Below are 25,341 nucleotides of genomic sequence, written 5' to 3' on the forward strand. Positions count from 1 at the left end.
AGAAAGAATTTTTGCTGATTGACAATTCAAGATTATTTGAAATAACGTAGGGATGTCCCGCTGGAGCAGCAACGATGGGCGTTGGCATCGGCATTAATGGCTTTGGCCGCATTGGTCGCTTGGTTTTGCGTGCCGCGTGGGGTTGGCCTGAACTCGACTTTCGCCACATTAACGAGATTAAAGGAGGCACAACCGCTGCCGCCCATTTGCTAGAGTTTGACTCGGTGCATGGCCGCTGGCTCCAAACTATCGAGGCCAAAGAGGGGGCGATCGCCATCAACGATCAGATCCTGACCTTTTCGGAAGCAAAAACCCCAGCAGAGGTACCTTGGCAAGAGCGCGCGGTGGACATTGTCCTAGAGTGCTCCGGTAAATTCCGTACCGCTGAGCAACTGGCGGCCTACTTTGCAGTTGGGGTGAAAAAAGTGATTGTTGCTGCCCCCGTCAAAGAACAGGCTCTCAACATTGTCATGGGCGTCAATGACCATCTCTACAATCCCCAAGAACACCACTTACTCACCGCCGCCTCCTGTACGACAAATTGCCTTGCCCCCGTCGTTAAGGTCATTCACGAAACCCTTGGCATTCGCCACGGCTTGATCACCACGATCCACGATGTCACCAATACGCAAACAGTGGTGGATACCCCCCACAAGGACTTGCGCCGTGCCCGCTCTAGTCTAATGTCTCTTGTGCCGACAACCACGGGTTCAGCCACTGCTATTGGGCTGATTTATCCAGAACTCCAAGGCAAACTCAATGGCTTAGCCGTGCGGGTACCGCTGTTGAATGCGTCCCTCACCGACTGTGTTTTTGAAGTCAGCCGCCCCACTAGTGTAACAGAGGTGAATGCAGCCCTGAAAGCGGCGGCAAACGGTCAGCTCAAGGGAATTCTCGGTTATGAGGAGCGCCCTCTTGTTTCCATTGACTATTGCAACGACCCCCGTTCAAGTATTGTCGATGCCCTCTCCACAATGGTTGTGGATGAAACGCAGGTAAAAATTCTCGCGTGGTACGACAACGAATGGGGCTACAGCAATCGCATGGCCGAATTAGCTCGTCACGTCGCCACTACTTTGCCCTAGGGAGTCTGCTATGGCTGTGTCCACCAGTGTCCGCAACTATATGATTGTTACCCTCGCCTACTGGGGGTTCACGATTACCGATGGCGCACTGCGGATGCTAGTGCTGCTCTACTTTAACCAGATTGGCTACACACCGCTGCAAATTGCCTTCCTCTTTCTCTTCTATGAAATTTTTGGCATTGTCACCAACTTTCTCGGTGGCTGGATTGGTTCCCGTTTAGGGCTGAATGTCACCCTCTACGCGGGCATTGGTTTACAGGTGATCTCGCTGATCATGCTCACGCCCCTAACGCAAGAATGGCCCTTGTGGTTTGCGGTGCCCTATGTGATGGCGGCACAGGCGATGTCGGGGGTGGCCAAAGACCTGACAAAGATGAGTTCTAAGAGCGCCATTCGCTTAGTGGTGCCCCAAGAGGCGGAGTCACGGCTCTTTAAGTGGGTGGCGATTCTGACGGGTTCTAAAAATGCCCTCAAGGGGGTGGGTTTCTTTGTTGGCAGTGTGTTGCTGACATTGGCGGGCTATAGAGCGTCCCTGTGGATTATGGCGATCGCGCTTATCTTGATCCTGTTCAGCGGTTTGTTATTGCCACGGGGGATGGGGCAGATCAAAAAGAAAATCAAATTTCGCCAACTCTTTTCCAAGAGCAAGGAGATCAATATTCTTTCTGCCGCTCGCTTTTTCCTCTTTGGGGCGCGGGATGTCTGGTTTGTGGTGGGTTTGCCCGTCTATCTCCAAAGTGTTCTCAACTGGTCATTTTATGAAGTGGGGGGGCTTTCTCGCCCTGTGGGTCATTGGCTATGGGGGTGTCCAGTCCTCGGCACCCCTGCTGTTGAAATACCTCAATCGCGGTCGCCCTCCCCAAGCCGCCACTATTCAGTTTTGGACGTTTACACTGACGATTGTGCCAGCAGTCATTGCCTTGGGCTTGATGAGCCACTGGAATCCCAATGCCGTCATTATTGGCGGCTTGCTCCTTTTTGGCTTGATTTTTGCCATGAATTCGGCAGTCCACTCCTACTTGGTGCTGGCTTACACCGATGATGAAAAGGTGGCCTTGAATGTTGGCTTTTACTACATGGCCAATTCCGGCGGGCGACTAGCAGGAACGGTTCTCTCTGGCCTCATCTATCAAATTTGGGGCATTGTCGGCTGTCTGTGGGTTTCGATGGTCTTTGTCCTCTGTGCTGGACTCATTTCCCTAAAGCTCGAGGATCCGAAATGGCAGCAGCCCTACCCCTCGTTGGCGATGGGCGATGGTGAGTAACTGCAACATTTCCCCAGATCGGCTACAACTGAATAGAATTAAGGTAAGGTACAGTTCTTTTCCTAAGGATGAGATATCCTCAACACGGTAAAAGCACACGTGAGACAGGGTAGTACTTCCAGAAAAGGGCTGTAGGAGAGGTTCCCCGAGGAATTGCCATTATGATGCTCCCCCAAGAAATCATCGGCCAAAAAGTGTGGTTGGAAGTGGAGCCCGAAGATGCCTACTATGCGGGTGAGAAGATTCGGGTACAGGCGGAAATTAGCCAGCCCACTGCTCCCCCGTGGTACTATGCTCGCTACATTAACCCACCCCGCTGGTTCCGCACCCCAGGCCAGTGGCTCACCCACCATGAGGCGGAGATGGCAGTGCTCTTGAATCCTGTCTTGGAGGATTTGGAGCTAGAAGAAGAGGACTACGACGGTGATGAGCTGACGAATGGCGATTTTAGCGATCGCTAGGAGCGTCTCGGGTCTGTTGGTCAGGGTGGCGATCGCCCACTGTTAGCTGCTATACTAAGTGCTACGAAGAGTGGTGTATTGGCAGCACCCATGAACGTTCTGTTGTGAACGGTTCAAAAGTCTCCTTCCCCTAGGGAAGGGGGGTTGTCATTTTCTGAGATTGTTTGGGTGTGGTGGGCAATGTCCCGCCTTTTTTATTTCCTATGCAGATACAGATGCTTTTGCCTGTGGTGCAAACCCTTGCCCAGCAGGTTGCCGACCAAGAACACCTTGATCTGGTGAGTGTGCAGTGGCTGACCCATCAATCGCCCCCGATTTTACGGGTGGAGGTGCGCCATCCTGAGAATGACACCAGCTTAGAGGATTGCGAACGGCTGAGTCGGGCACTGGAGATGGCTTTGGATGGGCTGCCAGAGTTGGAGTTTGCCTACGTTCTCGAGGTGTCGAGTCCCGGCCTGTCGGATTACTTGAGTAGCGATCGCGACTTTGATGCCTTTCGTGGCTTTCCTGTACGGGTCACGACCACCGCACCCCATCGGGGCAAAACCCTTTGGGAGGGCAACCTAATTCGCCGTGACGCAGCGAATGTCTATCTCAATCAACGGGGGCGATCGCTGGCGATTCCCCGCTCACTCATTGCCAGTGTCCAACTGTACACCCCCAGCAGTGAGCCTTAGCAGCAGTTGATCTACTTAATGAACGAGGTTGTAACAGACGATGACCATCTATCGCTTACCCGGCCTACGGGCCATGATCAATGAAATCAGTCAAGAGCGGAATTTGCCCAAGCACGCAGTGCATCAAGCCCTCAAGGAAGCACTGCTCAAGGGATACGAACGCTATCGCCGCAGTCTGCGCCCGGATCATAGTCACTTTGAAGAAGACCACTTTGCCAACTTTGAAGTGGAACTAGACACCGAGCAGGAGGGCTTCCGCGTTTTGGCCACCAAAACGATTACGGAAACAGTGGCGAACCCCGATCGCGAAATTGCCCTTGCCGATGTGATTGAGGTGGTGCAGGATGCCCGTGTCGGCGATACGGTGCTGTTGGATGTGACCCCTGACCATCAGGAATTTGGTCGCATGGCCGCCATGCAAACCAAGCAAGTGCTGGCGCAGAAATTGCGAGATCAACAGCGTCGCCTCGTCCAAGAGGAATTCAAAGACCTCGAGGGCACCGTACTCATGGGGCGCGTCCTGCGGTTTGAGCGGCGATCGGTGATTATGGCTGTGCGCAGCGATGCTAGCCAACCGGAAGTGGAGGCCGAACTGCCGAAACGGGAACAACTTCCCAACGACAACTATCGCGCTAACTCCACATTCAAGGTGTATCTCAAGCGCGTCAAAGAGGGACCTCAGCGCGGCCCCCAATTGGAGGTTTCCCGTGCGGATGCTGGCTTGGTGGTCTATCTCTTTGCCAATGAGGTGCCAGAAATTGAGGATGAAGTGGTGCGGATTGTGGCCATTGCCCGCGAAGCCAATCCCCCGAATCATAAAGTCGGCCCCCGCACCAAAATTGCCGTGGATACCTTAGAGCGGGATGTCGATCCGGTGGGTGCCTGTATTGGGGCACGGGGATCCCGCATTCAAGCAGTGGTGAATGAACTGCGGGGGGAAAAAATTGATGTGATCCGCTGGTCGCCGGATCCAGCCACCTATATTGCCAATTCCCTCAGTCCCGCCCCGGTAGAGGATGTGCGGCTAATCAACCCCGAAGCCCGCATTGCCCATGTCCTTGTGGCACCGGATAAGGTCTCCCAAGCCATTGGTAAGGAAGGCCAAAATGTGCGCTTGGCAACTCGCCTAACGGGCTGGAAAATTGAGGTGCGCGATAGCTCCCAATACAACTATGAAGAGGAGGATCGCTTGGCCATGGCCGCCCTCGAAGAACAAGTTGCCAGTTAGGGATGATGGCTGTCCCCCAACGCCGCTGTGTGTCCTGTGGCCGCTTGGCCGATCGCTCGGACTTTTGGCGAATCGTGCGCTGCTGGCCCGATCAAAAGGTGCAGTTGGATCGGGGGATGGGGCGATCGGCCTATCTGTGTCCCACTGCCGAGTGTCTCAAGGTGGCCAAACAAAAAAAACGCTTGGCGCGATCGCTCCGCTGTCCCATTCCCGAGGATATTTTTACGACCCTTGCTGCTCGCTTAGATGCCCATCGCAACTATGACTGACTCCCCCATTTGGCAGCCCTTTACGCAAATGAAAACGGCGGCTCCGCCCCTGAAGGTGGTGCGTGCCCAGGGTGCTCGCCTTGAACTGAGCGATGGCCGTCAGATTATTGATGCCATTTCCAGTTGGTGGGTGACGCTCCATGGCCATAGCCATCCTGTGCTGGCTAAAGCGCTCTATGAGCAGGCACAAACCCTTGAGCACGTCATTTTTGCCGGCTTTACCCATGAGCCAGCGGAGCAGCTTGCCCAACTGCTGTGTGCCCACACGCCAGCGGGGTTACAACGGGTCTTTTTTTCCGACAATGGCTCAACCGCCGTGGAAGTGGCGCTGAAGATGGCCTACCAGTATTGGCAGCGGCGAGATCAACCCCAGCGATCGCGCTTCATTGGCTTTGCCGGCGGGTACCATGGCGATACCCTTGGGGCAATGACTGTCGGCCAAAGTTCCCCGTGGTGGCAACCCTTTCAACCGCTGCTCCCCCCCTTAACAATCCTGCCCTACCCAGCAACCTATGCAGGGGATCCAGAGGTCGAGACCAAGGAAGCACAGGCGATCGCTCAACTGGAGGATACCCTGAAGGCAGACCCCGATGCCTATGCCGCTCTCTTCATTGAGCCACTCGTACAGGGGGCAGGGGGAATGCGCATGTGTCGTCCCCAGTTTTTACAAGCCCTTTCTGCGATCGCCAAGGCCTATGGGGTGTTAGTCGTCTATGACGAGGTGATGACGGGGTTTGGCCGCACAGGTGCCCTCTTTGCCTGTGAGAAAGCGGGGACACAACCCGATCTCCTTTGTCTCTCTAAGGGGTTATCGGGAGGCTGCTTGCCCATTGCCGTCACATTGGCCACTGAGGACATTTACCAAGCCTTTTATGCCGATGATCCGGCGCGCGCCTTTTTCCACAGCCATTCCTATACCGGCAATCCCTTGGCCTGTGCGGTGAGTGTGGCTTCATTTCAATTGCTGCTTGCCAAACCTGAAGCCTACCAAGGTCTAGAGGCGCGCCATTGGCAGTGTTACCAGCAGTATCTTGCCGATGTCAGCAATCTCAAGCAATTTCGCACCTGTGGCACGATCGCGGCCATGGAATTGGCGACGGCGGCCTCCTACTTTAGTGACCTTGTGCCCCAACTGCGCCGCCGCTTTATTGAGTTGGGTGTGCTGCTGCGACCTTTGGGCAATACGCTCTATATCCTGCCCCCCTACTGCATTAGTGATGAAGAACTGGCCGCAGTCTATCGCGCCATCCGCCAAGTGGCGATCGAGGTGGCCGCAGGTTATTTCACCGCAGCCTCGGCTTGAGTGGCCATGTAGCTGAGGAGCCAATTGACCGCAGTGGCACGGCGCGTACGGCGGGGGTTGAGTTCCTTGATTTCATAGCCAGCAAAGCCCAACTGTTCCTTGAGAAGTTGCTTGTGGGCAGGGGGAATAGAGCGGGTAAGCTTGACGATGGCGGGGCGGCTGCCAATGAAGTCGGGGGGTTGGGGATAGTCTTGTCGCCATTCTGGAGGCACGCGATCGCTCTGCCAAGTTTGACTGTGGGCGTCATAGCGATAGCCCAAGCAGTGCCACAGGAGCTGATTGACCGTAGCATCATCCAATTCATCATTGAGAATTTGCCACAATGTGGCTTCTGTGAGAGGGGGGAGTGGCGAATCAGAGCTATCCATTCACACTCTTTGTAATCAGTCGGTCTACTGAAACCGGTACCATAAAAAGGGTGGTTTCTCTAAATCTGCCCTTATATGTCTGCTTCGGCAACGAATTCCCCTTCCCGCTGGCGATCGCTACGCAATAATGCCCTGTTGATTGGGGTGGCTGTGCTGATCACGCTACTGATTCGTATTTTTGTGGCGGAGTCGCGCTTTATTCCCTCAGAATCTATGGAGCCAACGCTTTGGCCGGGCGATCGCATTGTGGTGGAAAAGATCACCTATCGCCAGCGATCGCCTCAACCGGGGGATATTGTTGTCTTCTATACCCCACCCCTCTTGCAGACCCTTGGTTATCGCGCCGATCAAGCCCTCATTAAACGAGTGATTGCCACCGCCGGGGATACGGTTGCCGTGCATGATGGTCAAGTTTGGGTCAACGATCGCCCCCTTGAAGAACCCTACATTGCTGAGCCACCCTTTTATACGCTCTCCCCAGTGACAGTGCCAGAGAATATGCTCTTTGTTATGGGAGATAACCGCAACCACAGCAATGACTCCCATATCTGGGGATTTTTGCCCCTTGAGAATGTCATTGGTCGGGCGATCGCCTGCTATTGGCCCCTCAACCATGCGGGTAAAATTTCGTCCCCCGCTGCTTAATAGGTGACTAGCCGCATCAGTGTGGGGTTAGCATCCTCCACCAGTCCCCATTCAACTGGTAACGGTACCACTTGTCCCACAGGAGTTGTTTGCGTTGCTTGGAGACAATCAGTCTGCAAACTGTAGTTGCCATTGCGCAGGCTTGACGGTTGGGCAGGGCGGCTGACTTGACAGGTTTTAATGACCGTCGCTCCCACCTGTAGCGTGCTATGGGTTTGGCTGTGAGCCAAAGGTGTCCAAGAAAACACGGCTAACAAACTCAAGGCGATCGTGGCGACAAGAGACTGCCGCCAAAACTGCATGCTGAACATAATTCCCCCGCCTTCAAGTCATTGATGAAATCACTTGTAACAGTTCCTTAGATTCCTTCCCCCGCTTTTGCAAACGTGAGGCTTTGAGTCTTGAACAGTGAATACTAAAGGTATTAACTGCAAAAAAGTAATAAGAAAATGTGAGGAGCTGTTTAGAGTTGTAGGGGACTCAGTCGCTTTCCCTACACTTCTATTGTAGGCTTTATAGCCAAACCTAGTTACGATCCTGTACAAAAGTTCATGATTGAGTCTTAAATACAAGTCTTGTCCCATGGATTGAACACACTCAACATTTTGAAAATGATTACAGGAAAGACTTATATCCGATGTTTTAGAAAGGTGAAGAAGTGACACATTGACAATTGGCGCAGCCCCAAGCGATCGCTAGGCTAGAGGCAAAACCTTGGAACCGCCATTATGTACAGTGAGTCGGAACATACTCCCCAAGCGATCGCCAACCGCCCCTATCAAGTACGGATTGGTCAATACCTCAATGAGGGCTGGCAAATTTTCAGCACTCAACCCGCTGCCTACATTGGTTTTCTCATTCTGGCAACCATTATCAATGGTGTGCTCAACAATATTCCGGGGGCCGGCCCAATTGTTAGCACGATTTTGGCAGGCCTCTTCGCCGCAGGCTACTACTTTTTCAGCTTTCGCATTGCCCGCAACCAAAGAACCGAATTTAGCGACTTTTTTAATGCGTTCAAAAACAACTACTTTCTGCCCATCTTCTTGACGAACTTGATCATCGGTTTGATTACGAATGTGTTTGTGATCAGTGCCAGCATTCTATTTGTGATTGCGGGGTTGCCCTTCTTGCAAAGCATATTAGAGCAGGCGGCGGCTGAAGCAACGGAACCCGATGCCGACTTAGAACAACTGCTAGCGTTACTGGAGCAGCTTCCCTCTGTGCCGAATGCCCTGACCCCCGTTTTCATCTTGGTGGGTGCCATCCTGCTGCTGCCGGGGGTTTACTTTGGGGTAGCCTATATGTTTGCTGTGCCTTTGGTGGTGGAACACCGGTTTGATGTGTGGCCGGCACTAGAAACCAGCCGCCGCTTAGTTTCCCGCGATTGGTGGAGCTTCTTTTTTCTCAGCGTGTCAATCATTTTCTTCAATATCTTGGGCTTTTGCCTCTGCTGTGTGGGGATGCTGGTGACTATTCCTTGGAGTAGTTGTGTCATTGTGGCGGCTTACCGCGATATTATTGGCCTCATGCCCACCACTGACAATAGTAACCAGTTTTAGTCCGATGACGCTGCCCACCCTTGCAGATCTGAATCTCGACCCCTTTTGGATGCCCTTTACGGCCAATCGCCAGTTTAAGCAAAGTCCTCGGCTCCTTGTTTCGGCAGCAGGGATGTACTACAGGAGCATTGATGGCCGTGAGATTCTCGATGGCACCGCCGGGTTGTGGTGTGTCAATGCCGGCCACTGCCGTCCAGAAATTGTGAGGGCGATCGCCCAACAGGCAGCAACACTGGATTTTGCCCCCACATTTCAGATGGGACATCCGGGGCCATTTCAGGTGGCCGATCGCCTGCGCACGATGACCCCTGACCCCCTCAACCATGTCTTTTTTGCCAACTCTGGCTCTGAGGCCGTGGATACAGCCTTGAAAATTGCCCTTGCCTACCATCGGCTGCGGGGAGAGGGGACACGGCAACGGCTCATTGGTCGCGAGCGGGGCTATCACGGGGTCGGCTTTGGTGGAATTTCAGTGGGGGGAATTGCTGCCAATCGCAAGTTCTTTGGTTCTCTCTTGGCAGGGGTGGATCATCTGCCCCACACCCACAACCTTGAGCACAATGCCTTCAGCAAGGGACAACCCACTTGGGGAGCACATTTAGCCGACGAGCTAGAACGCTTAGTGGCGCTGCATGATGCATCGACGATCGCAGCGGTAATTGTTGAACCCCTTGCGGGTTCGACGGGGGTATTGATTCCGCCCCAGGGGTACTTGGAACGCCTGCGTGCCATTTGCGATCGCCACGGCATTTTGCTGATCTTTGATGAAGTGATCACGGGTTTTGGCCGTCTCGGTGCCCCCTTTGCCAGTCAGTACTTTGGTGTGACTCCAGACCTCATCACGGTTGCCAAGGGTCTAACCAATGCCGCTGTACCCATGGGAGCGGTGATTGTCCGCGATGAGATTTACGACACCTTCATGCAAGGCCCTGCGGGGCAAATTGAGTTTTTCCATGGCTACACCTATTCGGGACATCCCCTTGCCTGTGCGGCCGCCTTGGCAACCCTAGAGATCTACGAGAAAGAAGCCCTATTTGAGCGGGCGGCTTCCCTTGCGCCCTATTGGCAGGAGGCCATCCACAGCCTACGGGGTCTGCCCCATGTCATTGATATTCGCAACTTGGGCTTGGTGGCAGGGATTGAATTGGCGCCACGGGAGGGGCAAGGAGGGGCACGGGGCTATGATGCCCTCTGTCGTGCCTTTGAGGCGGGACTACTGATTCGTGTCACGGGGGATATTATTGCCCTCTCACCACCGCTGATTGTGGAGCGATCGCACATTGATCAAATGGTGGATATTTTGAGTCGTGTTCTACGGGAACTTCCCTAGGCACCGCAGCGTCGGAATCAGAGGATCACTCTCTCCTTGGAGGCTTCTATGTTACGCTTCCTGCCGTTGGCCATCAGTAGCTTAGCTACGCTGGTGGCGATCGCTCCCCCCAGTCGTGCCGCCTATCCCCTCTTTCCTAATCAGCCGGGAGTTGATGTCTTCTTCCCAGGGCTAGAGTCCTTTGGGCGGCCGCGGACACCGCAGTACAGTCCCTACAATCCTGTCATTTACCGTCCGCCGGGGCAATCTCAAACGTACATTATTGTGCCAGTGCCCTATCCACCTCGCCCCGTAATTTACCCGCCCCCCTATTCACCCGTTTATTATCCCTATTACCCCTGTTATCCATTCCGTTGCCGATAAACAACAATACTGGGGATTGATACTTGACTCGACTTGGGAAGCAGACCGAGAGCCGGTTCTCCTGCTAAAATAGCGGCTAATTTAGCCATTTTCAGTTCGAGAGAAATCTATGGCTCAGTTGGCGATCGCTCCCGTTTTATTTCACCTTGCCTTTCCTGTCAGTAATTTGGCGGACACCAAGGCCTACTACATTGATGGGTTGGGCTGTGAACCGGGGCGCGAAAATCCCCACTGCCTGATCATGAAGCTCTATGGCCATCAACTGGTGGCTCACGTCACGGATGAACCCTTAACCCCACCCAAGAGCATTTATCCGCGCCACTTTGGCTTGATTTTCTTGGCCCAGGCCGATTGGCAAAACCTCTGCGATCGCGTGATCAAGAAGGGACTTGACTTTTACCAGCCACCGCGTACCCGCTTTGCCAATACCCCCCTAGAGCACCAAACGTTCTTTCTCGCAGACCCCTTCCACAACCTGATTGAGATTAAGCACTACCGCCATGCAGAAGCCATTTTTGGCCTGCGGGATCACCGTCATATTGGCGATACCCCCCTCGTTTCTGCACCGCAACCGTGACCCATCTGATTCTCTATAGCAAGCCCGGCTGTCACCTCTGTGAAGGACTACAAGAGAAGCTGGCCACTCTGAAGGAATTTACCCTTGAGGTACGCGACATCACCAGCCGCGATGATTGGTGGCAAGCCTATCAATACGAGATTCCTGTTCTCTACCTAGTGATTGGAACGCAAGTGCTTCCCGTACCGCGCTTTTCTCCCCGTGCCAGTGCTGCACACATTCGTCAGCGACTCCAAGAACTGACCCATTCAGGCGGCTCAGCGTCCACTCCTTAAGGGCATGATCAATTACAGCCCTTTTCACAGCGATCGAATACGGCCAAAAATTTAATTGCTAGATTGCATCCCCCCTATGTATCCCATATGTTAGAAAAGGGTCGTCATCGGCATCGCAAAGCCAATAGGAAACTCAGGAATGGTGGATTTTGGAGCAATGCTCTTTCGCGGGCGGGGGGTCAAGATCTCGCAGCAGTATGCAGTGATTGGCCTAGGGCGGTTTGGCCGGGGGGTGTGCGAGACCCTGCACGGCATGGGCTATGAGGTGCTCGGCAGTGATAACCAAGAGCGATTGGTGAATCAAGTGCTTCAGGATCACATTGTGGATCATGCGATTCAACTGGATTCCACGGATCCCCAAGCCCTGAAGGAGGCGGGTCTCTTTGAGTTTGAAACGGTAATTGTGGCCATTGGCAACCATCTCGACGCCAGTATTATCACCACATTGAACCTAAAGGAGGCAGGCGTGCCCAATGTCATTGCCAAGGCTTCCTCAGAGATTCATAAAAAACTCCTAGAGCGAGTGGGGGCAGATCGGGTGATCTTTCCAGAGTATGAGGCGGGTTGTGAACTGGCGCGATCGCTCACCCGCCCAGCGATTCTCGATTGGTTCGACCTTGACCCCGAAAAAAGTATTGTCGAAGTCAAAGTGCCTGAGGCATTTCACAATCGCACAGTTGCCGAGGTGGAACTGCGCAGTCGCTATGGCCTCAATTTAATTGCCCTGCGCTTTGATGATAAGTTTGAGATCAATCCCAGTCCCAACCAGAAGCTCAATAAAGGGGACATTATGGTGGTGATTGGTGCCAATAACGATATTGATCGCTTTTTGCGGAGTCAACACATTAACTAGGGCATAACCCTTGAGCTTTCACTGCTGGTCGCCACCGGCACGGGTGATGGCGATTCTCCTGTGGATTTTTTGCATTAGTAGCTTGCGGCGGTGGGAAAGTCTGGCGATCGCGACCTTGCTTGTGGCGCTCCTCTATCTCCTGAGCCATGTCCCTTGGCAGCGCTTGGGCAAACGTCTGCAGCAGATGGGGCTCTTTTTTCTGGGACTGTGGTTACTGTTGGCGGTTACGGCGTGGCCGATCGCACTGCTCCTCACATGGCGCTTGGTCTTGTGTCTTGCCCTTGGCGGGGTGTTGCTAGAAAGCTTGACGTTTAGTGAATGGGTGCAGGTCTGTCGCTGGTGGGGGCTACCGCCCTTGTTGGTGGATACGTTGGCTTTGACCTATCGCTATCTCTTTGAGCTAGAGAGTCAGTTGACACAAATGCAGCAGGCACTCTTTCTGCGGGGATTTCGCTTGAGTTGGCGCCGCCTTCGCCCGTGGGCACAGGTGATTGGTATCTTTCTCATTCGCGCCGAGGAACGGGCACAGCAGATCTATCTGGCAATGCGCTTACGGGGCTATGGGCAAGTGCTTCAGCGTCATCCGCAATTTTCTGAAGGGGCGGTTTGGAGTTGGGGGCTAACGCTGAGTGCTGGCTTGGGGGCAGGATTGTTGGCAATCTATGATGCCCTTGGTGAAATCCAACTGCCTTTTTGAGGTGGATAGACGACAGTGGGAACAGTGGTACATTAACATATTAACATTTGTAAACGATTGCCCCTTTGAGATTGCCCCTATGAAACCCAAGAACGCGCTTTTCGTTGCGGAGCAGGTGTGCCTAGTTGGCCACATTGTGGCGATGGCCTTTGGCTTAGCGGGGTTGCTCCTCGTCGTACCCCATCCCGAGTTTATTCTGGCATTGCCCGCCTGGGGTCAGCAGCTTTTTCAATGGAGCATGGGGAGTGGGGGTGTCGTTTATATTGTCCTCGGTGCACTGGCGATCGCCCTTCACACCTATCGCAACTTTGGCCTTGGCAAACTGCTTGGCTTTTTACTGCCAGCGGTGGGCATTTCCCTTACCAGTGAACTGTTGGGGACGAGTACCGGCTTTCCCTTTGGCCATTATGGTTACCTCAGTGGTTTGGGGTACAAAATTGCTGGGCTGGTGCCCTTCACGATTCCCCTCTCCTGGTTTTATATGGGGCTAGTTACGTTTCTTTTGGCCTACAGTGGCTTCATCAGTCGTCCGCTGCGGGAAGGCAAAGGCGTGGGCTGGGGGGCAGCCCTGATCACCGTGGGCTTGGGAGCAATCTTTTTAACCGCTTGGGATTTTGTCCTTGATCCGGCCATGAGTCAAACTGCCATTCCTTTTTGGCAATTTCAGGATGTCGGTGAATTCTTTGGTATGCCCTACCGCAACATTCTGGGATGGACGGGCACAGGAGCCGTGTTTATGGGGCTGGCGATGATCACTTGGTGGCCAAAGCCAATGGTGGTGAACCGTGGGCAACTGATTACTCCCTTGGTGGTGTATCTGGTGAATTTTGCCTTTGGGGCGATGATCACGCTCACATCCTTGGATCAACGTTTTTGGATTCCGGCAACCTTGGGATTTGTTTTGGGGGTCGTGCCGGTCACAGCACTGTGGTGGTTTACTGAAGCCCCCCTAGAGAAAGTTCAGGGGGTCAACATCAATACTGAGGCGGGTTGAGCGGGGACACTGCGCCTTGAGGTGCATCAGGGCTTGGCTCAGTTCAGAACTTTGCGGTGATTTGCCCTTGAGTAAAATTTGCCAGCGGTAGCGGCCAGCAATTTTGGCGATCGCCGCGGGGGCGGGGCCAAGCACTTCCCATTCTCCCTGAGAAACTGGGGCTAACGTTTGGAGCTGTTGGGCGATCGCCTGAGCCGTTGCGGCCACGTCCTCAGGATCGGGACTACTCAAGCGCAGAAGGATGAGTTGGGCATAGGGGGGATAGCCCAAGGGGGCACGGCTACTTAGCTCCTGTGTGGCAAAGGTGTCCCAGTCATAGGCTTTGACCGCTGTAATCACGGGGTGTTCGGGTACATAGGTTTGAAGAATAACTTTACCGGCGTGGGCACCCCGCCCCGATCGTCCGGCCACTTGGGTGAGGAGTTGAAAGGTTCGTTCTGCCGCCTGATAATCCGGTAAGTGCAGGAGGCTATCGGCTGCCAGAATGCCCACCAGCGCCACCTGGGGTAGATCAATGCCCTTCGTCAGCATTTGCGTCCCCACCATCACATCGGCTGCGCCGGCGGCAAATTGAGTCAATAACTGGCGATGGGCGCCCTTGCGTTGGGTGGTATCACTGTCAAAACGCAGTACTCGCAGCTGTGGAAAGAGGCGATTCAGTTCACTCACCACCCGCTGCGTCCCGCCACCAAAGGGCTTGAGATAGGGAGAGCCACAATTAGGGCAGCGTTCGGGCACAGCTTGGGTGTAGTTGCAATAATGACAACGCAGCACTTCCATTTTATCGTTAAAGAGGTGCCCAGTGAGAGACACGCTGCAATGGGGACAGTACATCACTGTGCCACAACTGCGGCAGGAAAAAAAGGTGCTGTGACCGCGCCGCGGCACAAAGAGAATTGCCTGCCGGCTCTGTAGGTTGCCAAGGGCCTCCTGGAGAAGGTAACTGAGCATGGAACGGTTGCCCCGGTGTAATTCTTGGCGCATATCCACGATGGTGATGGGGGGTAGGGGGGTGGCATGAATGCGCTGGGGTAAAGAAAGAAGCTGAATCTGTCCTGTTTGGGCGGCTTGCCAAGTGCTGAGGGCAGGGGTAGCAGTGCCCAAAATCAGGGGACACCGTTGCTGGCGCGATCGCCATTGGGCAACGGTACGGGCATGGTAACAAGGCTGAGGTTGATCCTGTTTGTAACCACTGTCGTGCTCTTCATCGAGAATGATCAAACCCAAGCCCACCAAAGGCAGCAGAACCGCCGATCGCGTGCCAATGATTACCCGTGGCTGCGGCATCAGCGTCAGTCGCCAAGTATCGTAGCGCTCCCCCTCACTGAGACCACTGTGATACACCAGCAAGCGTTCACCAAAGCGTGCTCGCACTCGATCCGTTAATTGCGGTGTCAAGCCAATTTCCGGTACCAGCAGTAGGGCCGATCGCCCTCGCCCTAGGCACTCAGCAATTGCTTGCAGATAGACTTCCGTTTTGCCAGACCCAGTGACCCCGTGCAGGAGAAAGGTTTGGGCACAGTCTAGGTGTTCGGAAATAGCTTGCAGGGCAGTGGCTTGGGCAGGGGTGAGGGCTTTTGGCCGATCCGATGTCACCGTTACCCCCTGTTCAATGCGGCAATGCTGCTGCTCGACAATGGCAATGTATCCCTTGGCAGCAAGGCGATGGAGCGTTTGGGCGGTGGTGCCAGTAGCCTTGAGTACCTCTTGCAGCCAGCAATCGCGACCCTGTTGCTGCAAATAGCGGAGGATTTGGCGCTGCCGCTGGGTTAAGGTCTCCCCTTCACTATTGAGGAGTACCACCGCCTGTTGCTGTTTTGGCTGTTGACTGGCGGGTGCCGCTAAGTAGGTTTCCACCCAGCCAAGGCGTTCGAGTTCTTTGAGGGCACGCTGAGCCTTGGGAAGCTGTTGCTGGAGGTAGCGCACACTGTAGTCCCCACTCCCTTTGGTCTGGAGAAAGCGCAGCAGATGTTGCCCTTGTTCTGACAGGGGGGGAATCCCCTGTTGTGGCCGCAGGCGCACCCGCCGTTGCGATCGCCCCAAGACCCCTGGCGGTAGGGCAGTGCGTACCACTTGAATTAAAGGCGTGCAGTAGTAGGTGGCAATTTGTTCTAACAACGCCCAATAGTCCTTGGGAAAAAGCTGCTGGTCAACCACGTCAAGGAGCGATCGCAAGCGTTGTGGCTCAACTGATGGCGGTACAGTTTCCAGTACCTCGAGGACAATCCCCCGCACCACTTGGGAGCCAAAGGGTACTTCCACCACCTCGCCCCCTTGAAGACACCAACCCGCAGGAACTTGGTAAGTGTAAGCCTCGCTTGCCGCCGGACAGTCCACAAGCACACTGGCGTAGAGAGAGGGTTGTTGAGGTGCTAAGGCCATCAGATGGTTTGATTGGTTTTCACTCAGACAGGCAGATAAAAACGTCCCCAACCACTGTACATACTTCTTCTTTAGATTTTCGCTATTCCACAACGCAGATTTGCTCGCTAGGCTGGGAGCTGGCGATTATGCGCTGGCCGGTGGTGCACCGCTTTCCCACAGGAACCGTTCTAACGGCCAATATCACTCCCGCAGGCTTTGCCACGATTACCGATAGTCGCGGTTTGCCTTGGCTGAAGGTCTCCATTGGTGACGAGGATCGCATTTGCTTGGTGCGAGCCAACCGCCGATTTATTCGTCCGCGCTGAGAATTTAGTTGTTTACTTTAGTTTGCTTGAGAGGGCGTGGGAAAATAGGGAAGACTGCTCCTCACCCAAGATTCTTCATGACTGGTCTTTACGAAGCACAAACGATCGCGATCGCCCGTCAACTGTGGGCGGCTAGTCAAGAGTCCCGCAACTTTTTCAGTCAACTGCGGGAGCAAATGCGCATTGAAGATAAACTCCTCAGCTGGGCGATGGAACATCCGGGGCTACGGGTGCAACTCTTTCGCCTCATTGACTGCCTGCCGAGTCTGCGCAGTAAAGCCGAGGTGGCACGCCACTTGCAGGAGTACCTCAGTGACCCCAGTGTGGAGTTGCCGGAAGGCCTAAAAAAACTCTTGAACTTTGCTCAGCCGGATTCCCTGCCCGCCCAAGCAGCGGCAACCACCTTCACAACAGCCGTTCAAGCCCTTGCCCACAAGTACATTGCTGGTGAAACTACCGAGCAGGTGCTGAAAACCATTGGCCGCCTACGCAAGCAGGGCATGTTGGTGACGATGGATATTCTTGGGGAGGCGGTGATTACGGAGGCAGAGGCACAGCAGTATTGCGATCGCTACCTTGACTTGATGCAGCAACTCAGCCCCTTGGGTCAGCGGGAAGGGGTGAATCCAGTCCAAGTCTCCGTGAAGCTGACGGCCTTTTACTCCCAGTTTGATCCCCTAGATGTGTCTGGCTGCCGTGCCAAGGTAGGGGAACCGATTCGGCGGTTGTTGCATCGTGCCCAAGAATTGGGGGTGGCGGTGCACTTTGACATGGAGCAGTACGCCTACAAAGACATTACCCTCGCAATCTTGAAGGACATTTTGCTAGAGCCAGAGTTTCGCGATCGCGCCGATGTCGGGCTGACACTACAAGCCTATTTGCGGGATAGCTACCAAGATGCCCAAGACCTGATTACTTGGGTGCAACAGCGGGGGACACCAATCACGGTGCGGGTGGTCAAGGGCGCCTACTGGGATCAAGAACTCATTAAGGCGGTACAAAATGACTGGCCATTGCCCGTCTATCAACACAAGCAAGATACCGATGCCAACTTTGAGCGGGTGATTGAACTGCTCCTGAGTCACCACACGCTTTTGCGCACAGCAGTTGCGAGTCATAATGTTCGTTCCCAAGCGCGGGCGATCGCGATCGCCCAACATCAGCACATTCCGCCCACGGCCATGGAATGCCAAGTTCTCTATGGTATGGCCGATAAACTTGCCAAGGCTCTTGTGGAAGCGGGGCAGACGGTGCGGGTCTATTGTCCCTACGGTGAGCTGATTCCGGGGATGGCCTACCTGATTCGGCGGCTCTTGGAAAATACGGCCAATAGTTCCTTTTTGCGCCAACAATTGGGAGCGGTAAATATTGACGCACTCTTGGCACCGCCAGAACCAACGGCAGACTTTAGGGCAGTGAACGTTCATCTGACCACGGGCAAGACCTCAACCTTTCTCAATGCTGCCAATAGCGACTATGCCCGCGCCAGCCAGCGGGAAGCGATTCAAGCGGCCTTAATTCATGTCCATCGCCAACTAGGGCAAACCTATACCCCCATCATCAATAGCGATCGCGTCAATACCCTCGAATACAGTGAGTCCCTCAACCCCTCACAGCCCGAAGAAGTTGTCGGTCGCGTTGGCTTGGCCACCATTGAGGATGCCGAGCATGCAATCCGGGCTGCCAAAGCTGCTCAAGCGCAGTGGCAACAGACTCCCGTAGCCGAACGGGCCATCCTGCTCCGGCGGGCAGCGGATCTCCTCGAGGCACAACGCCATGAACTGGTGGCTTGGATGTGCTACGAAGTGGGCAAGGTGGTGGCGGAAGGGGATGCTGAAGTCTCCGAAGCTGTTGATTTTTGCCGCTACTACGCTGATGAAATGGAGCGCCTCAGCAGCGGCTATGACCGCAACTTTCCCGGCGAAACCAACCATTACCACTACCAAGGTCGCGGCATTGCAGTCGTCATTTCCCCTTGGAACTTTCCCCTAGCGATTCCCACCGGTATGACCGTGGCCGCCTTAGTCACAGGCAACTGTACCATCCTCAAGCCCGCGGATCCGGCGGCTGTGGTTGCAGCGAAGCTGGCTGAAATTCTCATTGCCGCTGGTTTTCCCCGCGGGGTATTTCAGTTTCTCCCCGGCCGTGGCTCCGTGATTGGCCCCTACCTCACCAAACATCCCGATGTGCATCTCATTGCCTTTACTGGCTCCCAAGAGGTGGGCTGCCGCATTATTGCTGAGGCAGCGGTGTTGCAGCGGGGACAAACCCACATCAAACGGGTGATTGCCGAGATGGGGGGCAAAAACGCCATTATCATTGACGAAAGTGCCGACTTAGATCAGGCAGTGGCGGGGGTGGTGCAATCAGCCTTTGGCTACAGCGGCCAAAAATGCTCCGCCTGTTCACGGGTGATTGTCCTCGAGTCCATCTATCAACCCTTTGTGCAGCGCTTAGTGGAGGCCACCAAGTCCCTCAATATTGGGCCTGCCCATTTGCCCAGTACCCGTGTTGGACCGGTGGTGACCGCAGCCGCCCGCGATCGCATTCAGGAATACATTGCCAAGGGACAGCGGGAAGCGGAACTGACCTTGAGTGTACCGGTACCGGAGGTGGGGTATTTTGTCTCTCCTACCATCTTTACCAACGTCCCCCCCACCGCCACGATCGCCCAAGAGGAAATTTTTGGCCCGGTGCTAGCGGTACTGCGGGCAGAAACCTTCAGCCAAGCCCTTGAAATTGCCAATGCCACGGCCTATGCCCTGACGGGGGGGCTGTATTCGCGGACGCCGTCCCATATTCAGCAGGCCAAAGCCCAATTTGCCGTAGGGAACCTGTACATCAACCGTGGGATTACGGGGGCGATCGTGGATCGGCAGCCCTTTGGTGGCTTTAAGCTCTCAGGGATTGGTTCCAAAGCGGGTGGCCGCGATTACCTGCTGCAATTTCTGGAACCGCGTGTCATTACCGAGAATGTGCAGCGCCAAGGGTTTGCCCCCATTGCCGGAGTGGATGATTGATGTCAAAGGGCACTCAGCTATTGGCCGACCTTCAGGAGCGCATCAGGGCAGCGGGCGCCATTTCCTTCTGTGAGTTTATGGCCTTGGCTCTCTATGCACCGCAGTGGGGCTACTACAACCGTCCCCAAATACAGATTGGTCGGCGCGGCGACTTTATCACGTCCAGTAGTCTGACGAGGGATTTTGCGGAACTGCTCACTGAGGCTTTTGTGCAGATGTGGCACGCCTTGGAGCGACCGCAGCGGTTTACCCTGTTGGAGATGGGGGCGGGTGAAGGCCAATTTGCGGCTGGGGTCTTGGGCTATAGCCAAGCGACCTACCCCGATTTCTTTACCGCCTTGGAGTACCAGATTCAAGAGCAGTCCCCCACTTTACGGGAACGCCAACGGCAACGCTTGGCTCCTTGGGGCGATCGCCTGTGCTGGCGAGGCTCTGACACTCCTGCTGAACCAATCACCGGCTGCATCTTTAGTAATGAACTCGTGGATGCTTTTCCCGTGCATCGGCTGCAATGGCAGGGGGACGGTTGGCAGGAAATTTATGTCAGTCTCGATGCCCAAGGGGCGTTGCAAGAAGTCTTGCGTCCCCTTAGCGACGATCGCATTCACAAATACTTTGCCACCGTTGGCATTAATCCGCAGCAGCAGGGCTACAGCGACGGCTACCGTACCGAGGTTAATTTGAACCTCATCCCCTGGCTCAAGGATCTGAGTCAGCACCTAGAGCGGGGCTTTGTTCTCACCATTGACTATGGTTATCCCGCCCAGCAATACTATCATCCCGCCCGCTGTGAGGGTACCTTGCAGTGCTACTATCAACACCGCTACCATGACAATCCCTACTGTTTTGTTGGCGAGCAAGACATTACGGCTCATGTGGATGTGACGGCCTTGACGCGCTATGGGGAGCACTTTGGCCTTGAAACCCTCTATGTCACCCGCCAGAGTTTATTTCTCATGGCCTTGGGTTTGGGCGATCGCCTACTGGCGCAACAGCAGAGGAATGGCAATCTCCTCCAAGCCCTGAACCGCCATCAATCACTGCACCAACTCATTGACCCCCTTGGCCTCGGTGGCTTTTACGTCGTTCTCCAAGGGAAGCAAGCCACCCTCGATCTGCCGCAACTCAGAGAAGCGGATCAGGGATTCAGTTAATGACTAAGAGCCACATCCCGCTGGGGGACTGGCAAAACTGATCGGTAGTACTGCTCTAGTTGCTGGGTGGCCGCCGCCCAACTCCAGCGTTCAGCTTCTTGGCGGGCATTTTGGCGTAGGGTCTCGCGATCGCTCGGAGAGTCAAAGAGGCGCTGACAAGCCGTAATCGCTCCTGTAGAATCCGCTGGGTCAAACAAAAACCCATTCACCCCATCAGTGACAATATCCGGAATCCCCCCACTGTTGGCAGCCACCACAGGACAGCCTGCGGCCATGGCTTCCAAGAGAACCAAGCCAAGGGTTTCCGTGCGCGAGGGAAAGACAAAGACATCCGCCGAGGCAAAAGCTGCTGCCAAGCGTTCACCGCGCAGATAGCCGACAAAATGGGTGGGGGTACCGGCAAAGTGTTTTTCAAGTGCCTCCCGATGCGGACCATTGCCCACGAGTGCCAGTCGCGCCTGAGGAATCTGCTCCAGAATGGGCTTAATCTGCTCAATTTCCTTTTCCGCGGAGAGGCGACCAACGTAGAGCAATAGGGGCGCTTCTGGATGCCCTTGGCTGAGAAAGAAACGCATTTCTTGACTTTGGCGCTGCGGATGAAACAACTCCACATCTACCCCCCGCTGCCAGAGATCCAGATGGCGAATGCCGTGCGCTTTCAGTTCTGCCACCATGGCCGTTGAGGTACACAAGTTGAGTTGAGCACGGTTATGGGCCAACCGCAGCAGCGACCAGAGCATCTCTTCAAGAAACCCCAAGCCATAGTACTTCAGGTATTGCGGCAAATGGGTGTGGTAGGAAGCGACCAAAGGTAAGTGGAATTTCTGCGCATAGTACAGACCCGCTACCCCCAAGACCGCTGGGTTCGCCACATGGATCAGATCGGGTGCAAAGGCCTCTAGGGCTTGACCAATGGCGGGTCGTGGCAGGGCGAGTTTGAGTTCAGGATACAATGGGAGGGGAAAACCGGAGACACCATAGATCTGCGCACCTTCATAATGGTCTAGCCCGCCCTCGGGAGCCACCACCAACACCTGATGGCCATTCCGTTGCAGATGTCGGACGGTTTGACACAAACGGGTCACAATGCCATCAATCTTGGGAAGAAAGGTCTCGGTAAATAGCGCGATCCGCATTTCGCTAACCTGAATGGGAGGGAGGTTTTTCCCATTCTCGAATTAGGGGGGTCTTGACGCAACCCATAGGGGCGAAAAAGTTTCTTGCACAAGGAGGGGTAAACTGTGGCAAAAGCAGAGTTATTGATGGCGATCGCTGGCCTGAATCGAGGCATTCTAGCCACACCGCGCGATCGCAAACAGGTGGCCGCCCTTGCCGCTTCCCTTGAAACCATGAATCCCACCCCCGATCCCCTCAATGCCCTCGAAAAACTTGCCGGGGATTGGCGACTCATCTACACCAGTAGTCAGGCGCTGCTTGCTCTAGATCGCTCCCCAATTGTCAAGCTGGGGCAAATTTATCAGTGCATTCGTCCGCAGCAGCAGCGCATCTACAATATCGCTGAACTCTACGGCTTGCCCTTCCTAGAGGGGATTATCAGTGTCTTGGCGCGGTTTGAACCCTTGACCCAACAGCGGGTACAGGTGTACTTTGAACGCTCCATTGTTGGGTTGCGTCAGTGGCTCAATTACTATTCTCCCTCCCAGTTCATTCCCCAACTCCACAGCCGTCAGCCGCTGATTGCCCTAGATGTCCCCCTCAACAGCAATGATCAACAGGGCTGGCTCGATATCACTTACCTTGATGAGGATTTGCGAATTGCCCGCGGCAATGAGGGGAGCCTTTTTGTCTTGAGCCGGGTTTAGGGACAATTCCCTGTACCGTTAAACTAGGGAAGAGTGGCACGATTCTCACCCCTGCTGCAATGGAAGCACAGCTGCCCCAGCAACTCAGTTTTCCATGGAATCCGATGCCTTCTGAACCGCTGGCTGAAGGTTCCCTAGCGGCTACTCCTGTTGCAGGGAGTGATAGTAGCCAAGAGCGCATCCGTTATTTAGAGCAGGCTATTGACCAATGCGAACACTATATTAACGAGCTGAAGCAGCAACTGCGCAATCAGGCCTTTTTGGAAGACTTACTTGCTCGCACTGAGGAAACCGCTCAGATTCAACAACAGGCGATCGTTGCCCTCCAAGAACAATTGCGCTCCCAAGCCACCTGTGCCCACGAGTTGGCCGAAATGAGCCACCATCGCCAATCCTTGGAAACGATTCTTCAGCAATCGCAAACGGAAATTGAGCACCTACATCAGGAGGTGGATCGGCTCCTCAAGGCTCAAGATGCCCTCGAGGCTAAATTGGTGAATAGCCATCGCCTCCTGCGGCAACGGGAACAGGAATATCAACTCCTTGAATCCCAACTGCGCCAAGTCCAAGAGGAAAAAGCGCTGCTGCAAACTCGCCTTGAACAAGCCCGCTCAGAGTTGAGCGATCGCCAAACCCAACTGGATGATCTCAACCGTCGCCTCACCCAAGCCAACCATTTAATTGAAACCCAAGAACGGATCATCACTGCGCTGCAACAGGCGCAAGGATCAGAGGCCAGCAAAAACAGTGTTATTCAGGGACTGAGTAAAACCCTGCTAAAAACCCAAACCAAGTTACAGGAATTGGAACGGGACTATCAGCAGCAGCGCCTGCAATATATGACCACCCAGCACTACAACCAAGAGCTGGAGGCGCGCACTAGTCAACAACAGGAACGCCTACAACACCTAGAAGCCCAAATTGCCGAACTCCAAGAGCAAATTCTCCATCAGGCACAGCAGGCACGGGAGCAGGAAACCGCTGTTCAACACTGGAAGGATCGCTACACCGAGGCCGAGCGATCGCTAGCGCAGTTACAACGCGTCATTGCCCAAATGGCCACGGGTGGTTCCATTTCCCTGAGTGAGGTTCCTTCTTAAAGAGGATGTTTGAACAAACCTAAGTTTTGTATAATAAGCCATAGTCATTACGAGTTTGTTTATGCTCAAATTCATTGGTTGGGCAGGGAGTCTGCGGGATGGCTCCTACTCTCAAAGCGCCCTAGATGTTGCCATTGCCAAAGCCGCCGCCCAAGGGGTTACCGTTGAACGTCTGGATTTACGGCAAATGACGCTCCCCTTTTGTACCGGTGCTGAGAGCTACCCCGACTACCCCGATGTCGCCATCTTTCAAACCAAGGTCAAGGAAGCCGATGGTATTTTGCTGGTGACCCCGGAGTACCACGGCAGCGTTAGCGGTGTGCTCAAGAACTCCCTTGATCTCCTCAGCTTTGAACACCTCAGCGGCAAAGTGGTCGCCATGATGAGTGTCCTCGGCGGCCAAACCAACAGCAATGCCCTCAACGATCTACGGGTGATTCTGCGCTGGGTGCATGCTTGGGTGATTCCAGAGCAGGTAGCCATTGGTCAGGCGTGGCAAGCCTTCACACCCGAAGGGCAATTGAGGGATCCCAAGCTGGATGAGCGAGTGGACAAAATGATTGCCAGTTGGATTCAGACCACCCGTCAACTACGAGAAGCAAGCGCCTAATTCAATCCCTCTTGCAGCCACTGCGCCACCTGCTTGGCATGGTAGGTGAGAATGACATCAGCACCTGCCCGCTTAAAGCCAAGGAGAGTTTCCAGCACCACTTTTTTCTCATCAATCCAGCCATTGCGGGCGGCGGCTTTCACCATTGCGTATTCCCCGGAAACGTTGTAGGCGGCCACCGGAACATCGCTCACCTGCTTGAGTTGGGCAATGACATCCATGTAGGCAAGGGCAGGTTTCACCATCACCAGATCGGCGCCCTCCTCAATATCCAAGCTGACCTCCCGCACTGCTTCGCGGACATTGGCGGGATCCATTTGGTAGGTTTTTTTATCACCAAACTTCGGTGCCGAATCTAAAGCATCGCGAAAAGGGCCATAGTAGGCGGAGGCGTATTTCGCAGAGTAGGCGAGAATCCCCACGTGGGTATAGCCTGCGGCATCTAGACCCGCCCGAATGGCACCGACACGGCCATCCATCATATCTGACGGAGCAACAAAATCAGCGCCCGCAGCCGCTTGACTCACTGCCTGTTTGACCAGCACCTCTACGGTTTCGTCATTGAGAATTTCGCCATCTTTGACAATGCCATCGTGGCCTTCGCTGCTGTAGGGATCAAGGGCGACATCGGTAAAGATCAGCAGATCCGGTAAGACGGCCTTAATGGCGCGTACCGATCGCTGGACAAGACCCTCAGGATTGTAGCTTTCAGTACCTGCGTTGTCCTTGAGGTGCTCAGGCACAAGGGGAAATAGCGCGATCGCCCCAATTCCCAAGGCATAGACCTCCTTCAGCTCTAAAATCAGGCGATCCAGCGTATAGCGATAGCAGTCGGGCATTGAGGGGACTTCCTGCACCTGATCTTCCCCCTCCATGACAAAGACCGGATAGATCAAATCGCCCGTGGTTAGGGTATGCTCGCGCACCAAGCGACGAATTTGAGCCGTGCGGCGTAAACGGCGAGGCCGATGGGTTAGCTCCATAATTCAACA

At 54.5% G+C, this 25,341-nt stretch carries 26 protein-coding genes and 1 pseudogene; 22 read left to right on the top strand and 5 right to left on the bottom strand.

Annotated features, from left to right (window positions below):
- The first annotated feature begins 74 nt into the window (after positions 1–74).
- The 7 genes and pseudogenes from M0644_RS03575 (at position 75) to bioA (ending at position 6,288) form a co-directional block, all read left to right on the top strand.
- Complete coding sequence (locus M0644_RS03575; protein WP_286626608.1) at positions 75–1,085, top strand: ArsJ-associated glyceraldehyde-3-phosphate dehydrogenase; 1,011 nt, start codon at positions 75–77, stop codon at positions 1,083–1,085.
- 10 nt (positions 1,086–1,095) lie between these two features.
- A pseudogene (gene arsJ / locus M0644_RS03580) lies at positions 1,096–2,350 on the top strand (organoarsenical effux MFS transporter ArsJ).
- A gap of 161 nt (positions 2,351–2,511) precedes the next feature.
- Positions 2,512–2,811 carry a hypothetical protein gene (locus M0644_RS03590; protein ID WP_149818236.1) on the top strand — a complete coding sequence of 100 codons (300 nt, stop codon included), beginning with the start codon at positions 2,512–2,514 and terminating at the stop codon, positions 2,809–2,811.
- Between the two features lie 215 nt (positions 2,812–3,026).
- On the top strand, positions 3,027–3,488 hold the full coding sequence (gene rimP, locus M0644_RS03595) for a ribosome maturation factor RimP (protein ID WP_286626611.1): 462 nt from the start codon (positions 3,027–3,029) through the stop codon (positions 3,486–3,488).
- Positions 3,489–3,528: 40 nt separating this feature from the next.
- Positions 3,529–4,716, top strand: a complete 1,188-nt coding sequence (gene nusA / locus M0644_RS03600) for a transcription termination factor NusA (RefSeq protein WP_149818240.1) — start codon at positions 3,529–3,531, stop codon at positions 4,714–4,716.
- A 2-nt stretch (positions 4,717–4,718) separates the two neighbouring features.
- Complete coding sequence (locus M0644_RS03605; protein WP_286626612.1) at positions 4,719–4,985, top strand: YlxR family protein; 267 nt, start codon at positions 4,719–4,721, stop codon at positions 4,983–4,985.
- Positions 4,963–6,288 (top strand): adenosylmethionine--8-amino-7-oxononanoate transaminase, encoded by a 1,326-nt coding sequence (gene bioA, locus M0644_RS03610; protein ID WP_286626614.1) that lies wholly within the window; start codon positions 4,963–4,965, stop codon positions 6,286–6,288. The genes M0644_RS03605 and bioA overlap by 23 nt, the downstream gene beginning before the upstream one ends.
- On the opposite strand, the gene M0644_RS03615 is transcribed toward bioA, so the two are convergent.
- The gene (locus M0644_RS03615; RefSeq protein ID WP_149818246.1) at positions 6,264–6,656 is read right to left on the bottom strand and encodes a DUF1823 family protein; all 393 of its coding nucleotides are present in this window, start codon (positions 6,654–6,656) and stop codon (positions 6,264–6,266) included. The genes bioA and M0644_RS03615 overlap by 25 nt on opposite strands.
- Positions 6,657–6,731: 75 nt before the next feature.
- Between M0644_RS03615 and lepB the strand changes: the two genes are divergently transcribed.
- Positions 6,732–7,301 (top strand): signal peptidase I, encoded by a 570-nt coding sequence (lepB, locus tag M0644_RS03620; protein WP_286626616.1) that lies wholly within the window; start codon positions 6,732–6,734, stop codon positions 7,299–7,301.
- On the opposite strand, the gene M0644_RS03625 is transcribed toward lepB, so the two are convergent.
- The gene (locus M0644_RS03625) at positions 7,298–7,612 is read right to left on the bottom strand and encodes a hypothetical protein (protein WP_286626617.1); all 315 of its coding nucleotides are present in this window, start codon (positions 7,610–7,612) and stop codon (positions 7,298–7,300) included. The two genes, lepB and M0644_RS03625, sit on opposite strands and share 4 nt — an antisense overlap.
- Positions 7,613–8,029: 417 nt before the next feature.
- On the opposite strand from M0644_RS03625, the gene M0644_RS03630 reads away from it, so the two are divergent.
- The 8 genes from M0644_RS03630 (at position 8,030) to cruF (ending at position 13,952) form a co-directional block, all read left to right on the top strand.
- The gene (locus M0644_RS03630) at positions 8,030–8,863 is read left to right on the top strand and encodes a DUF975 family protein (protein WP_286626618.1); all 834 of its coding nucleotides are present in this window, start codon (positions 8,030–8,032) and stop codon (positions 8,861–8,863) included.
- Between the two features lie 4 nt (positions 8,864–8,867).
- On the top strand, positions 8,868–10,193 hold the full coding sequence (locus tag M0644_RS03635; protein WP_286626619.1) for an aspartate aminotransferase family protein: 1,326 nt from the start codon (positions 8,868–8,870) through the stop codon (positions 10,191–10,193).
- 48 nt (positions 10,194–10,241) lie between these two features.
- On the top strand, positions 10,242–10,556 hold the full coding sequence (locus M0644_RS03640) for a hypothetical protein (protein ID WP_149818256.1): 315 nt from the start codon (positions 10,242–10,244) through the stop codon (positions 10,554–10,556).
- 109 nt (positions 10,557–10,665) lie between these two features.
- The gene (locus M0644_RS03645; protein ID WP_286626621.1) at positions 10,666–11,133 is read left to right on the top strand and encodes a VOC family protein; all 468 of its coding nucleotides are present in this window, start codon (positions 10,666–10,668) and stop codon (positions 11,131–11,133) included.
- Positions 11,130–11,408 (top strand): glutaredoxin family protein, encoded by a 279-nt coding sequence (locus M0644_RS03650; RefSeq protein WP_286626622.1) that lies wholly within the window; start codon positions 11,130–11,132, stop codon positions 11,406–11,408. Before M0644_RS03645 ends, M0644_RS03650 begins: the two co-directional genes overlap by 4 nt.
- Positions 11,409–11,547: 139 nt before the next feature.
- Positions 11,548–12,261, top strand: a complete 714-nt coding sequence (locus tag M0644_RS03655; protein WP_149818262.1) for a TrkA family potassium uptake protein — start codon at positions 11,548–11,550, stop codon at positions 12,259–12,261.
- 10 nt (positions 12,262–12,271) lie between these two features.
- Positions 12,272–12,958, top strand: coding sequence for an energy-coupling factor transporter transmembrane protein EcfT (locus tag M0644_RS03660; protein ID WP_286626624.1), 687 nt, complete (start codon positions 12,272–12,274; stop codon positions 12,956–12,958).
- Between the two features lie 79 nt (positions 12,959–13,037).
- Positions 13,038–13,952, top strand: coding sequence for a gamma-carotene 1'-hydroxylase CruF (cruF, locus tag M0644_RS03665; RefSeq protein WP_286626625.1), 915 nt, complete (start codon positions 13,038–13,040; stop codon positions 13,950–13,952).
- On the opposite strand, the gene priA is transcribed toward cruF, so the two are convergent.
- Positions 13,908–16,334 (bottom strand): primosomal protein N', encoded by a 2,427-nt coding sequence (gene priA / locus M0644_RS03670; protein WP_286626626.1) that lies wholly within the window; start codon positions 16,332–16,334, stop codon positions 13,908–13,910. The two genes, cruF and priA, sit on opposite strands and share 45 nt — an antisense overlap.
- Positions 16,335–16,462: 128 nt before the next feature.
- On the opposite strand from priA, the gene M0644_RS03675 reads away from it, so the two are divergent.
- The 3 genes from M0644_RS03675 (at position 16,463) to M0644_RS03685 (ending at position 20,816) form a co-directional block, all read left to right on the top strand.
- On the top strand, positions 16,463–16,642 hold the full coding sequence (locus tag M0644_RS03675; RefSeq protein WP_286626627.1) for a hypothetical protein: 180 nt from the start codon (positions 16,463–16,465) through the stop codon (positions 16,640–16,642).
- A gap of 77 nt (positions 16,643–16,719) precedes the next feature.
- Positions 16,720–19,662, top strand: a complete 2,943-nt coding sequence (pruA, locus tag M0644_RS03680; RefSeq protein ID WP_286626629.1) for an L-glutamate gamma-semialdehyde dehydrogenase — start codon at positions 16,720–16,722, stop codon at positions 19,660–19,662.
- Complete coding sequence (locus tag M0644_RS03685) at positions 19,662–20,816, top strand: class I SAM-dependent methyltransferase (RefSeq protein ID WP_286626630.1); 1,155 nt, start codon at positions 19,662–19,664, stop codon at positions 20,814–20,816. The genes pruA and M0644_RS03685 overlap by 1 nt, the downstream gene beginning before the upstream one ends.
- Here the strand turns inward: M0644_RS03685 and M0644_RS03690 are convergent.
- The gene (locus M0644_RS03690; RefSeq protein WP_149818275.1) at positions 20,813–21,952 is read right to left on the bottom strand and encodes a glycosyltransferase family 1 protein; all 1,140 of its coding nucleotides are present in this window, start codon (positions 21,950–21,952) and stop codon (positions 20,813–20,815) included. The two genes, M0644_RS03685 and M0644_RS03690, sit on opposite strands and share 4 nt — an antisense overlap.
- 105 nt (positions 21,953–22,057) lie before the next feature.
- Here M0644_RS03690 and M0644_RS03695 point away from each other — a divergent pair, with 105 nt between their 5' ends.
- From M0644_RS03695 to M0644_RS03705, 3 genes are all read left to right on the top strand, one after another.
- Entirely contained in the window at positions 22,058–22,639 is a 582-nt protein-coding gene (locus tag M0644_RS03695; RefSeq protein WP_286626633.1) for a PAP/fibrillin family protein, read from the top strand.
- A 59-nt stretch (positions 22,640–22,698) separates the two neighbouring features.
- On the top strand, positions 22,699–23,739 hold the full coding sequence (locus M0644_RS03700) for a hypothetical protein (protein ID WP_286626635.1): 1,041 nt from the start codon (positions 22,699–22,701) through the stop codon (positions 23,737–23,739).
- A 61-nt stretch (positions 23,740–23,800) separates the two neighbouring features.
- Complete coding sequence (locus tag M0644_RS03705) at positions 23,801–24,349, top strand: NADPH-dependent FMN reductase (protein ID WP_286626636.1); 549 nt, start codon at positions 23,801–23,803, stop codon at positions 24,347–24,349.
- On the opposite strand, the gene hemB is transcribed toward M0644_RS03705, so the two are convergent.
- The gene (hemB, locus tag M0644_RS03710; protein WP_149818282.1) at positions 24,346–25,332 is read right to left on the bottom strand and encodes a porphobilinogen synthase; all 987 of its coding nucleotides are present in this window, start codon (positions 25,330–25,332) and stop codon (positions 24,346–24,348) included. The genes M0644_RS03705 and hemB overlap by 4 nt on opposite strands.
- Positions 25,333–25,341 lie beyond the last annotated feature (9 nt).

It is taken from the genome of Thermosynechococcus sp. B1 (assembly GCF_030322985.1).
In the GTDB taxonomy this organism is placed as follows: Bacteria; Cyanobacteriota; Cyanobacteriia; order Thermosynechococcales; family Thermosynechococcaceae; genus Thermosynechococcus.

Bases quoted from the DNA above. Each gene is read 5' to 3' on its own strand.
- M0644_RS03575 (WP_286626608.1), top strand. From the start codon at position 75: ATGGGCGTTGGCATCGGCATTAATGGCTTTGGCCGCATTGGTCGCTTG.
- M0644_RS03590 (WP_149818236.1), top strand. From the start codon at position 2,512: ATGATGCTCCCCCAAGAAATCATCGGCCAAAAAGTGTGGTTGGAAGTG.
- rimP (WP_286626611.1), top strand. From the start codon at position 3,027: ATGCTTTTGCCTGTGGTGCAAACCCTTGCCCAGCAGGTTGCCGACCAA.
- nusA (WP_149818240.1), top strand. From the start codon at position 3,529: ATGACCATCTATCGCTTACCCGGCCTACGGGCCATGATCAATGAAATC.
- M0644_RS03605 (WP_286626612.1), top strand. From the start codon at position 4,719: ATGATGGCTGTCCCCCAACGCCGCTGTGTGTCCTGTGGCCGCTTGGCC.
- bioA (WP_286626614.1), top strand. From the start codon at position 4,963: ATGCCCATCGCAACTATGACTGACTCCCCCATTTGGCAGCCCTTTACG.
- M0644_RS03615 (WP_149818246.1), bottom strand. From the start codon at position 6,656: ATGGATAGCTCTGATTCGCCACTCCCCCCTCTCACAGAAGCCACATTG.
- lepB (WP_286626616.1), top strand. From the start codon at position 6,732: ATGTCTGCTTCGGCAACGAATTCCCCTTCCCGCTGGCGATCGCTACGC.
- M0644_RS03625 (WP_286626617.1), bottom strand. From the start codon at position 7,612: ATGTTCAGCATGCAGTTTTGGCGGCAGTCTCTTGTCGCCACGATCGCC.
- M0644_RS03630 (WP_286626618.1), top strand. From the start codon at position 8,030: ATGTACAGTGAGTCGGAACATACTCCCCAAGCGATCGCCAACCGCCCC.
- M0644_RS03635 (WP_286626619.1), top strand. From the start codon at position 8,868: ATGACGCTGCCCACCCTTGCAGATCTGAATCTCGACCCCTTTTGGATG.
- M0644_RS03640 (WP_149818256.1), top strand. From the start codon at position 10,242: ATGTTACGCTTCCTGCCGTTGGCCATCAGTAGCTTAGCTACGCTGGTG.
- M0644_RS03645 (WP_286626621.1), top strand. From the start codon at position 10,666: ATGGCTCAGTTGGCGATCGCTCCCGTTTTATTTCACCTTGCCTTTCCT.
- M0644_RS03655 (WP_149818262.1), top strand. From the start codon at position 11,548: ATGGTGGATTTTGGAGCAATGCTCTTTCGCGGGCGGGGGGTCAAGATC.
- cruF (WP_286626625.1), top strand. From the start codon at position 13,038: ATGAAACCCAAGAACGCGCTTTTCGTTGCGGAGCAGGTGTGCCTAGTT.
- priA (WP_286626626.1), bottom strand. From the start codon at position 16,334: ATGGCCTTAGCACCTCAACAACCCTCTCTCTACGCCAGTGTGCTTGTG.
- M0644_RS03675 (WP_286626627.1), top strand. From the start codon at position 16,463: ATGCGCTGGCCGGTGGTGCACCGCTTTCCCACAGGAACCGTTCTAACG.
- pruA (WP_286626629.1), top strand. From the start codon at position 16,720: ATGACTGGTCTTTACGAAGCACAAACGATCGCGATCGCCCGTCAACTG.
- M0644_RS03685 (WP_286626630.1), top strand. From the start codon at position 19,662: ATGTCAAAGGGCACTCAGCTATTGGCCGACCTTCAGGAGCGCATCAGG.
- M0644_RS03690 (WP_149818275.1), bottom strand. From the start codon at position 21,952: ATGCGGATCGCGCTATTTACCGAGACCTTTCTTCCCAAGATTGATGGC.
- M0644_RS03700 (WP_286626635.1), top strand. From the start codon at position 22,699: ATGGAAGCACAGCTGCCCCAGCAACTCAGTTTTCCATGGAATCCGATG.
- M0644_RS03705 (WP_286626636.1), top strand. From the start codon at position 23,801: ATGCTCAAATTCATTGGTTGGGCAGGGAGTCTGCGGGATGGCTCCTAC.
- hemB (WP_149818282.1), bottom strand. From the start codon at position 25,332: ATGGAGCTAACCCATCGGCCTCGCCGTTTACGCCGCACGGCTCAAATT.